This window comes from Pedobacter sp. UYP24, from assembly GCF_054057295.1.
The window spans coordinates 187,912-199,594 of sequence record NZ_JBSRZD010000004.1; the positions used below are offsets into that span (position 1 = coordinate 187,912).

Here is an 11,683-nt window from a genome sequence, read left to right on the forward strand (position 1 = left end):
CTGACTGCCTTCATGTATATGATAGGGTTACTTATTTTCCTTCGCTGTGCATGCCCTCAAAATTGAACTTATGTTTTCTGTGACTGTAGTCGCATTCGCCAAATGTGTGTTTAGGTTTAAGGATAACATAAAGTCCTAAGCCGATGAACAGTAATGGTAAACCAACATGACCGAATGTCAAAGGGATAACGCTCTTCATCAAAAAGACTGAACCAACTAACACCATAGCTATCCATCCACCTGGTTTAAAGTTCCTGTTATAACCAATTAACAGACCCATTGCAATTAAAAATGTTTTCCAGCTCAATAACCAGAACGGCACGAATAATCCCAGATTTTTAGCGATGAATATTACGCCGATTCCTACTAGTAAAACACCTATGTTAAAATTGCGGTTTGTTTTTTTGTTTAGAGTTTCCATGACTTTTTTTCTTCAAAACTATGGACTAAACGCGTGTATGCCAACGCTTAAATGGTGTAAATACGATACTTGTCGGTAAACGGCGAATATTTGTCGGCCAAATTCTTACGGCTTAAATCACCGAGATTTCTTTCTGAAATTCGAAGAAGTATTGCACTGCCTTTACCAGTCTGCTGCCGTACCATGAAAACATCTCTCCATCAACCAGGATAACCTTACTTTGCGGAAGGTGTTCTTGTATCTCACTCAGATGCTGTTGCTTAAAAGGATAAGGTTCTGAAGATAAGAATATCAGGTCTGGCTTAAGCAAGGTCAACTCTTTTAAGGGCAATTCGGGGTACCTACTTTGTCTAATCACATTAGTTAAGCCATTAATGGTTAAAAGGTGATCTATAAATGTGTCCCTTCCAGCAAATAAATAAGGATCTTTCCAAATCAGGTATGCAGCAGTTTTGTTAATTCCATACTGAACTGCAAGAGTTTGTAAATCTGTAAAGCCTGCATTGATTAAATGATTTAAATAGGAAGCCTCCGGTTCCTTGTCTACCAAAGTACCTATTTTAGCAATCATATCCATCGCAGCATCCAGATTATTGATATCACTCATCCATACAGGAAATTCCTGCATCAATTCTTCTATATCGCTCTGCTGATTCTCTTCCTTATTGCCGATAATCAGATCGGGCTGCAAACCTCTGATCAGTTCAATGTTGAGTTTTTTAGTCCCACCCACTTTTACACAGCTTACAAACTTCTCTATTGGATGGATGCAGAACTTTGTTAGCCCAACAATCTCTTTATCCACTCCCAGCTCAAACAAAAGTTCTGTCTGTGAAGGAATAAGGGAGACTATTCTTTTTGGTGGGTAATTGACGGAAACTATCCGGCCTAATTGATCCGTAAAACTGCGTTGCATGATGCAAAGATACAACTGCGGATCTCAAATTCTATTCGTATTTCAATGAGTTTTATTCGCCCTTTTATTATGCTACAAGTATATCTTCTTTAATTACCCCATCCAGTAAATGCAAAATCCTGCTGCCATACCCTGCGTTAACTTCAGAGTGAGTAACCTGAATAATCGTAATCCCCTCCTCTTCATTCAGTTTCTTAAAAAGCTCCATGATTTGCAGCGCCTGCGCCGACTGTAAATTACCTGTCGGCTCATCAGCCAGTATTATAGACGGTTGCGCGGCGAGTGCCCTCGCAATGCCTACCAATTGTTGCTGACCGCCAGATAACTGATTAGGAAAAAGATCTTTCTTACCCACCATATTGAAACGATCCAGCATATCCGCAACACGACTTTTACGCTCTGCTCCCGCTATTTTTTTATACATCAGGGGTGCTTCAATATTTTCGGCTACGGTCATCTCGTCAATCAAGTGATATGCCTGAAACACAAAACCAATGTGATTTCTGTACAATTCAATGCGCTTCCTTTCATTCAAAGTGGTGACATCCTCCCCTAAAAACTCATACTTTCCATAAGTAGGTTCTTCCAGCATACCAATTATATTCAGCAAAGTAGATTTACCGGCACCTGAAGGGCCCATTATCGAAACAAATTCTCCTTGATTAATTGTAGTGCTTACATGGCGAAGCACGTAGCTTTTCACCCCTTTATTGGAATAATATTTCTCAATTTCTTTTAATTCTATCATCTTATTCTTGTTAGAAGTTTCTATTCGTATTTTAAAGCATCTATTGGATTCGTTTTGGCTGCCCGGTACGACCGCAGACTTACAGTGATCAATGTGATTACTACGGAAAGGCTCATGGCTAATAAAAATGGCCAAACGTTTAATGGAGCACGGTATTCAAAACTGGTAAGCCATTTTGAGACAAATATGTAAGTGATTGGCCATGCAACTAAGTTGGCGATCAGTACCATCCATAAAAAAGACTTATTAAGCATACTAACTAATTCGGCTGTTGTTGCACCTAATACCTTTCTAATTGCAATCTCACGCGTTCTTTGCGTGGCCACGAAGGAGATTAGTCCAAACAATCCAATAAAGGAAATGAAGATAACCACGCCAGAAAACACCTTAAACAAAACGCCCATTACCTTTTCAGTTTCGTAATAGTTATCGATACGCTCATTCATAAAACTTGATCCATAAACATAATCCGGATACAGTTTATTCCACTCCCTTTCAATCATTTTCATAGTATTCATCATCTGAGCAGACTCCATTTTCACAGCTAGCTGACTGTAACTGGATTTTGAGGAGAAGATCGCGATTGGTGAGATTTTATCCCGCAGAGAGGAGTTATTAAAATCCTTAACAACACCTACTACTGAACCAGCATGCCCATTTAAGCTCATTGTTTTACCAATGGCGTCTTGCGGCTTCAGTACATTTAGTTTTTTTAAGAATGTTTCATTAACTACGTATTCCTTTGTTGTGTCACTCCTGGATAGCTGCCCTCCTGCAATAATTGATAATCCAAATGTTTTGAAATAGTCTTCATCGGCCGCCTTTATATTTACTTGAAAATCTGCATCCTTACTGCCATTATAACTAAAACTAGTTTCATTATTATTAGATGCAGACGGTGCGGTAAAGCAGTAGCTTGCGCTTTTGATGCTGTTATTTTTTAATAGAATATCTTTAAAAGTATTAAATTTCAGCAGACTGATACTGTCAGACGGCATATCTATTAGAGCGATACTCGTGCTGTCAAAACCAAGAGACTTACCACGCACATAACTCATTTGGTTCATTACTACCAAGGTTCCAATAATCAAAATAGCAGTTATAGAAAACTGCACGATCACCAGCGATTTCCTCAGCCCAACCCCACCTGCGTTTGCAGAACTGATCTTGTTTTTAATGGCTAACGCCGGACTAAATCCAGACATTACCATAGCAGGATATAGTCCTGCCAGGAAGCTTACAACTACAATCAGCACTGCCATAAATATGTAGATCTCTGAATGCCCAAAAAGGCTAAAAGTAATCCCTTCACCAAAAAGTGATTCCATTCCAGGTATAGAAAGCTCTGTAATTACACATGCCAATAGTAAAGCTACAATTGTGATCAAAGCAGTTTCACTTAAAAATTGCAATATCAATTGTTTCCTCATACTGCCCATTACTTTACGTACACCAACCTCTTTAGATCTACTGATGGCCTGTGCCGTAGCAAGGTTAATAAAGTTAATACAAGCGGTAAGCAACAAAAAAACACCAATTACTAAAAGTCCGATGATCTCTGACCTGGGCATAATCTTACCAGCAAAATTCCCAAACCTGCCGTCGTAATGGATTTCTTTTAAAGCCTGAAAGTTATGACTCTCTTTTCCGGGACCGTCTCCTTTGTAATATTTTTTAACAAATGCAGCCATGGGTCCACTTAAATTTGCTACATTAATTCCTTCTTTAAGTTTAACGTAGCATTCTTGTCTCGATGATACACTACCCCAGGAACCCACTGGATCATCGAGATCACTCTTGTAAGACATTACAAGTTTAAACGGAAAACTGCTATTCTGTGGCATATCTTCAAATACACCTGTAACCCTAAAATCATCTTTATTGTTAAAACGTAGACTTTTCCCAATCGCATCTTGCCACTTACCAAAATAAACTTCAGCAGTTTTTCTAGATAGCGTAATTGTAAAGGGCTCATTTAAGACCTTATCTGGTATTCCTGCAAGCCATTTGATATTAAAGATCTCGAAAAGCTCAGGCTCAGCATAAAACACAGTCTCACTTTTCTTTACCGCTGCTTTCGTACCATCACCCAGATACCTAACAATCCCACCGCTTTGGCGCAGGCCAGCTACCTTTTCAAACTGTGCAAAATCTTGTCTCACAGCAGGAATTAGTGGTTTTGGTACACCCTGAGAAAAAAAATCGCCATCTATATACTTCCAGGAAGATACCACCCGGTAAATACGATCGCCATTGTCATAACCTATGTCGTACCCAAACTGGAAATTTAAAAATATAAAAATCAGGAGGCAGCCAGCGAGGCCTATCGACAATCCAAGTATATTGATCAACGTATAACCCTTGTATTTCCATAGGTTTCTTAACGCTATTTTAAGGTTCAGTTTAAACATATGCTGTTATTTATAATTATACATTATTCGTATTTTAATGCGTTAACTGCGTTACTTGTAGCAGCTTTGTAAGATCTCAAACTCACGGTTATCAGTGTAATAAACATGGATATTACCATAGCCAATACAAACGGCCAGGCCGTCAGTTCCATTCGATAAGCAAAACCTGCCAGCCATTTGGAAACAAAGAGATAGGCAAGCGGCCATGCCAAAAGATTGGCAATAAATACCATTTGCAGGAAGGAGTTGTTCAGCATGCTGATCAGTTGATAAGTTGTGGCTCCCAATATTTTACGAATAGCAACTTCCCGGGTTCTTTGAGCTGCAACAAAAGAGATCAACCCGAACAGACCGATAAAGGATATGAAAATGATTATGCCGGCGAAAACCTTAAAAAGCGTTCCTACAATCCTTTCACCTTGATAATAACTATTGATTTCATCATCAACAAAACTCATTTCATAAACACCATTTTTAAAGGTCGAGTTCCATAATTTCTGTACTTCCTTCATTCCTGAACTCAGTTGTTCCGGATCCATCTTCAATGCTGCCGAATAGTAATCCTGTTTTCCCTGGAAGATGGCAATGCCTGAAATTTCCTCCTTTAGCGATTTATCATTATAGTCTTTAACCACTCCAACAACAGGCACCAGATTTCCGGATGCATCTAGTATCTTACCGAGAGCGTCCTGCGGATTAGTGATGTGCATTTTCTTTAAAAACGTTTCATTCACAATACATCCATTGGCAGTATCGCTTCGTTTAAACACTTTCCCGGCTATGATTTTTAAGTCAAATACTTTAAAGAAATCAGCATCAGCTCTGGATGTCCTCACCTCAAAATCGTGGTTCTTGACATGATTAAACGTGAAATCTGTAGAATTCACATCTTCTGATAACGGTGAAGTCTGACAATAACTTAGTCCCAATACTCCTGGTAATTGCAACACCCTTTCTTTAAAAACAGACAATTTGGTTCTCGACAAACTATCATTAAAAATGCTAATCATAGCAACTGCGTTGGTATTAAAACCCAATGGCTTTTTGCGCACATACTCCATTTGGCTCCTAATTACCAATGTTCCTATAATTAAAATGATAGTAATTGAAAACTGAACTACCACAAGTACCTTTCTCAAACTTAAACCATTGTTATTCAAACTCACCTTATTGTTAATGGCTAGCACAGGGTTAAATCCAGAGATAATAAGGGCTGGATAAAAACCAGCGAGAAAAGAAACAAGCAAAACCAAAACACCCATAAACAGGAATATCACTGGCTGATTAAAAAGGCTTAAACTCACCTCACCTTTTAATAAGTTGTTCATAAAGGGCAACACCAGCTCGGTTAGCACACAAGCAACGATCAAAGCAATGATAATCAGTGCAAAAGTTTCTGTTAGGAACTGCAAAATTAACTGACTGCGCTCACCTCCAATTACCTTTCTAACACCAACTTCTTTAGAACGGTTTACTGCCTGTGCGGTGCTGAGATTGATAAAGTTGATACAAGCAGTCAGTATCAGGAATACTCCTATAATACCCAATCCGTAAATCTCCCTTTTAGCAATCGTGCTTTCAGCAAAATTGTCGTAAAGCTCACTAAAGTGAATTGCTCTCAGTGGTTGAAAAGCATTAACCTGATTGCCGGACACATGGTTTTCACGGTAATGCCTTTGGTTAAACGCGGCTAGTGACCTATCCAGATCAGCTACTTTTAGTCCGGATTTTAGAAGAACATAGCAAGCCGAGCTGGAATTAACAGCGTCCCAGTTTACCTGATTCTTATTTAAAAAATTCTGATAGCTCATCACTATTTGGAGCGGGAAACTGCTGTTTTTAGGCTGGTCCTGAAAAATACCCGTTACTTTAAAAATTTTACTGGTTCCAGATGTAATACTTCTTCCCAACGCCTTTTCCGGACTTCCAAAAAATTGAATGGCCTTGGCTTCAGACAGTGCAACAGTATTCGGCTCCTTTAAAGCAACTCCTGTTTTACCGTAGCTCCATTTAACATTGATGATATCGAAGAAATCAGGCTCAGCATAAAAAATCTTTTCCTTGTTTTTAAAGATCTCCTTGCCGGCATCGTCATTTATGTGAATAATAGCACCTCGTTTTGCGATGGCACCTACCTTTTCCAGTCCGGCAAATTCTACTCTTGCAGCTGCCGAAAATGGAGCCGGAACTCCTGCTGAGTAATCGTCAAATGCATTGTACTTCCAATTTGTAACTACCCTGAATATTCTGTCCTCATTTTTAAACCCCTCATCAAAACTCAACTGATACTTTATAAAAATAAAAATGAGGATACAGCTTGCCATTCCAATAGACAAACCAGATATATTGATCAATGTATATCCCTTGTATTTCCAAAGGTTTCGCAAAGCGATTTTGAGGTTCAGTTTAAACATCTTGTTTCTATTTTGGACTATTCATATTTTAAGGCTGCTACTGGATTGGCTTTAACTGCCCTTGATGCCTGCAAACTCACTGTAATAATGGTCAGGACGATGGTTAAGGCCCCGCTTACCAGAAAGGGCAGTACGGGAATAGCTACACGATAGGCAAAAGTAGCCAACCAGCTTTTTGTAATCACATAAGCTACAGGCCAGGAGATCAGGTTGGCTAAAACAACCATTATCAAAAAAGAGCGGTTAATCAATTTAAAGATTTGTAAATCACTAGCACCTAAAATTTTACGCATTGCCATTTCCTTGATTCTTCCATTAGTGATATATTTCGCAAAAGCAAATAAACCTAAAATAGCGATGAAAATGGTGAGGATCGCCGCAGCAAAAAATACAGATTGCAACTGTTCTTGTTTTTTGAAAAGTTGACCGTATCGTTCATCAAGGAATTCATAACGAAAATCTTCTCCATCCATAGAATTAATCTGAGACCATTGAGATTTTAAAGCGGCCAATGCATCGGCCATTTTATTCTCTTCAACTTTAAGCATAATTTGTATTTTAAAACTTCCACATGGGTCCTTAATTGTATAAATAGTGGGTTGGACTGCACTCTCAAAACCTTGTGTTTTAAAATCTTTAATTATACCAACTATTTTATAATCTATATTGCAGCCCCTAATCGTTTGTCCTAAAGGATTTTTAAAACCATATTTGGCAGCAGCACTCTCGTTGATTACGGCAGAGTTCGCTGTGTCTGTTTTATGTTCGTGTGAGAAAAACCGCCCTTCTTTTAACCTAATTGCTAAAGTTTCGAAATAGTCAAAATCTACATTGACAAAATCAATATTGGCTTTTACACCATTGGCGGTGTAATTATTCAATCCATTTTCACCCCCAGGTATGAAAGTGGCCACAGTAACCGATTTTATACCTGGGATTTTGAGAACCCTATTTCTTATCGGCTCGAATTTTAAAGGGTTGTTAAAAATTGAAATATTTTTAATGTGAACCACCTGATTTGCAGTAAACCCTAAATCTTCGCTCCGCATATATTTCAATTGAGAATTGATGATTAATACGCCAATAATGAAAACAACAGCACTACTAAATTGAAAAACAAGCAAGCTGTTACGTAACCAATAACTCTTTTTGCTTGTAGAAAAATTACCTTTTAAAACCAATGCTGGGTTAAAACCAGATAAAACCATTGCTGGGTAAAGACCGGAAATAACCGTGATGACACCTAAAACTAGCGGCAACTGCCAAAACAAGTCGTTATTGATATGCCAGATAGATAGGTGAACCTGAAACAGATTATTAAAGTTCGGCAATACCAGTTCTGCGAAAATTAATCCCAAAATAGTAGCAGCAAAACACTGCATAAAAATCTCGACCAGAAACTGAGTCATTAGTTGGAAACGATAAGCGCCCATTACCTTTTTGACACCAACTTCCTTGCCGCGTTTGGTTGCCTGGGCAATACTCAAATTGGTAAAATTGATACAGGCAATTACCAAAATCAAAATCCCCAATACCGAAAGTGCGATTAGTATTTTATAAGGTGAATCGTTACCGGCCTTTGGCCTCAAATGTTGATTCGACAGTGGGTCTAAAAATGTAGAAATACCTTTTATTTCATCAATTTTATTGTTCGTTTTACTTTTTACTAATTCTGATCTGTATAAATTCGTGATTTTATGTTCAAGATCTACCACATTCGTTTCAGGTTTTACCTGTAGGTAAATGGAATAATCGTTCATGTCATAATTATCTCCAATACCTAATTCATTGCCGATAGAAACACCATCGAAGGTAAAGTCCGAATGCATATTATTTTTTATCGAACCAGCAATTGTTCCGGTTATCCCAGAGTTGCTCGCGCCAAAGCCAACCATTTCAGGTTTATTATCCATTTTATTAGGAAAGAGAACATTCATGTTTTCCTCATTCAAATAGGAAAGCCGTTCTATGTCCCCACTCGGTTTCTGTAATCCGCCTTTGGGTTTAATGTTAAGTATCTTTGCTGCATTATAATCTGCCTGAAGAATATTTTTTGCAAAAATGGTATTTTTGCCGTTCCTTATAACCGATTCAAAAGCACTGCCTTTTATAATTCCAGCCAATTCAACTTCTGGGAGATTTTGTTTGATGGCTTTTGCAAATGGAGCAGCCGTATAATTGGTTTTAAATTCTGGATAAACTATTCCAACCACATATATGTTCTCATAGTTGGGGTTATCCTTATCAAAACTGGTCTCGTAAGTCACATACATCATTACCAAAATAAAAGAAGCCAGGGCTATGGCTAGTCCACCAACATTTATTGCGGTAATCCAGCGGTTCTTCCAAAGGTTCCGCAAAGCGATTTTGAGGTTCAGTTTAAACATGGCTATTCGTATTTTAAGGCATCAACAGGATTAGTTTTGGCAACTTTTATCGTCTGAAAACTCACGGTCAACATTGCAATCACCACAGATAATAGCAGGGCCACTATAAATGGCCAGGCAGTTATATCTGTCTTAAAATCATACTTACCGAGCCATTTCGTCAAAATGATAAAAGCAATGGGGATGGCGATTATATTGGAAACGATCACTAGCTTGATAAAATCTCTATTCAATAAAATTAGAATACTCTTAAGGTCAGCACCCAAAACTTTGCGTATGCTGATCTCTTTGCTTCTCTGTTCAGCCATATATAAAGCCAGCCCTAGCAGCCCCAGACAGGAAATGAAAATTGCAAAGCCCCCAAAAACATTAGATAGCACACTTAGTAATCGCTCATTTTTTAATTTTTCCTCCATTCCCGCAGTTATAAAACTGATCTGGGCTGGGAAAGCCGGATTAAGTTCCTGAGAGATTTTCGCTATGGCCTGAACCGACGAACTTAGCGATCGATTTGGATTTAATCGAAGTAAAAGTATCGCGCTCGATTTTATGTTATAATAAAAAATCATTGGTTCAACAGCTTTTCCCGGTTGTTCATTAAAGTAATCGCCTATTACGCCCACAATTTTTAAAGGTTGGTTCTCGCCCCAATGTATTGTTGTGCCTACAGGATTCTTCAGGTTCATTAGCTTCACTGCGGTTTCATTCAATAGAACAGAAGTATTTGTATCGGCGGGAAATTTTGAAGAGAAGTCCCTGCCTTCCAATATTTTAGCACCAATTGTTTTCGCATAGTCAAATCCCGTGCTCCGATAATTAATAATAGAACGATCATCTGCTGCTTTGCCCGGCCAGCTGATATCTCCAGTAATTGAGCCTCCATCAGTGAAATTTCCTGCAAATTCTGAGGCAGAGGTAATCACACCATCCTTCATCAGATTGCTTTTAAAAAGCTCCAGTTTTGAGGAGCCCTTTAACTCGCCTTCCAAATCTAGTTGTACCATATTATTCTGATCGAAACCCATTGGCTTATTTTTAAGGTATTGAATTTGCCGGTACACCACTATTGCCGAAATGATCATACAAATAGAAAGACTGAACTGAAGGATGACAAGCAATCTTCTGATACTAAGGGAACCAGAGCTACCTTTAAAACCCTTCAAAACTTTTATTGGTATGAATGACGACAAATAGAATGCGGGATAACTACCCGCCAATAAGCCTGTAAATAAGGAAAGGCACAGCAATAAACTCCAGAATAAATAAGAGCTGTAATCAATCAGAATATTTATGCTCAGTAGATTATTAAAATATGGAAGGGACGTCTCCAATAAAGCAAAGGCAATGAGCATCGCAAAAGCAGAAAGCAGAACTGACTCTAAAATAAACTGCCCCATTAAGGAACCTCTTCCAGAACCCAAAGCCTTCCTCACACCAACTTCTCTGGCACGCTTTTCAGATCTGGCAGTAGATAAATTCATATAGTTGATACAGGCAATAAGCAATACGCACAAAGCCAGAAACCCAAACAGTTTTACCTGGTCTATTCTGCCTCCAACAAGCTTCCCGTTCTTAAACTCATCATACAAATGGGTTTTAGAAATTGGGAACAAAAAGGGCTCATACACGTAAGATTTTACACTGGGATCCTTCGCGACTATGAAATTCTTCAGCTTTGTATTAATATCATTAAGCGCAACACGAGCGTTCAATTCAAAAATGGTCTGGCAATCTATACTTCCCCATCCTGCATCATCCATACCTGGATTAACCTGGTTGAAAAAACTCCAGGGTTGTAACACCTCAAACTGGATACTTTGATTCTTAGGCAAATCTGCTATTACACCTGAAACCTTTAACTCTTTAAGGTTATCCCATTTGAGCGTTTGCCCAATCACATTTTCAGTTCCAAATAATTTATTTGCGGTAGAAGCCGTCAAAATCACTGATCCGGGTTCATTGAGCGCAGTAGCAGGATTGCCGTATAAAAAGTTATAGCTCAATATCTGTATGAAGGATTTATCTACATAAGCAGATATTAATTTAAACTTGCTTTCATTGTGACTGAAAAGTTTAGCCCCATGATACATTGATATGCGCGCTGCATTTTTCACACCAGGAATTTCTCGAAGCACTGCATCAGCTAGCTTATATGGTACTGCGCCAGTTGTCGCCAATTCTCCATTAAATTTTAGCTTTAACTTTGCAAAGTAAATGTTCTCCAGATTTTTATACTGCTTATCGTAACTCCATTCGTAGTTTACATATAGCATGAGCATGAGACAACAAGCCAAGCCAATAGCCAGTCCGCCAACATTGATCAAAGTAAATCCTTTGTTCTTCCAAAGGTTCCGCAGTGCGATTTTGAGGTTCAGTTTAAACATGG

Annotated in this window: 7 protein-coding genes; all 7 read right to left on the minus strand. The window is 38.5% G+C overall.

From position 1 onward, the window contains the following. Positions 1–31 precede the first annotated feature (31 nt). The 7 genes from ACVWYN_RS10495 to ACVWYN_RS10525 all read right to left on the minus strand — a co-directional run bounded on the left by ACVWYN_RS10495 (position 32) and on the right by ACVWYN_RS10525 (position 11,681). Positions 32–421 carry a LiaF transmembrane domain-containing protein gene (locus tag ACVWYN_RS10495; RefSeq protein ID WP_457288811.1) on the minus strand — a complete coding sequence of 130 codons (390 nt, stop codon included), beginning with the start codon at positions 419–421 and terminating at the stop codon, positions 32–34. Positions 422–533: 112 nt separating this feature from the next. Next, on the minus strand, positions 534–1,337 hold the full coding sequence (locus ACVWYN_RS10500) for an ABC transporter substrate-binding protein (RefSeq protein ID WP_457288812.1): 804 nt from the start codon (positions 1,335–1,337) through the stop codon (positions 534–536). Between the two features lie 67 nt (positions 1,338–1,404). After that, positions 1,405–2,085: an ABC transporter ATP-binding protein gene (locus ACVWYN_RS10505; protein ID WP_457288813.1), complete on the minus strand. Its 681-nt coding sequence runs from the start codon at positions 2,083–2,085 to the stop codon at positions 1,405–1,407. 20 nt (positions 2,086–2,105) lie between these two features. Further along, the gene (locus tag ACVWYN_RS10510) at positions 2,106–4,496 is read right to left on the minus strand and encodes an ABC transporter permease (RefSeq protein ID WP_457288814.1); all 2,391 of its coding nucleotides are present in this window, start codon (positions 4,494–4,496) and stop codon (positions 2,106–2,108) included. 23 nt (positions 4,497–4,519) lie between these two features. Beyond that, on the minus strand, positions 4,520–6,910 hold the full coding sequence (locus ACVWYN_RS10515) for an ABC transporter permease (protein WP_457288815.1): 2,391 nt from the start codon (positions 6,908–6,910) through the stop codon (positions 4,520–4,522). A gap of 17 nt (positions 6,911–6,927) precedes the next feature. Continuing rightward, positions 6,928–9,297, minus strand: a complete 2,370-nt coding sequence (locus tag ACVWYN_RS10520; protein ID WP_457288816.1) for an FtsX-like permease family protein — start codon at positions 9,295–9,297, stop codon at positions 6,928–6,930. 2 nt (positions 9,298–9,299) lie between these two features. Further along, positions 9,300–11,681, minus strand: coding sequence for an ABC transporter permease (locus tag ACVWYN_RS10525; RefSeq protein WP_457288817.1), 2,382 nt, complete (start codon positions 11,679–11,681; stop codon positions 9,300–9,302). Between the last annotated feature and the right edge of the window lie 2 nt (positions 11,682–11,683).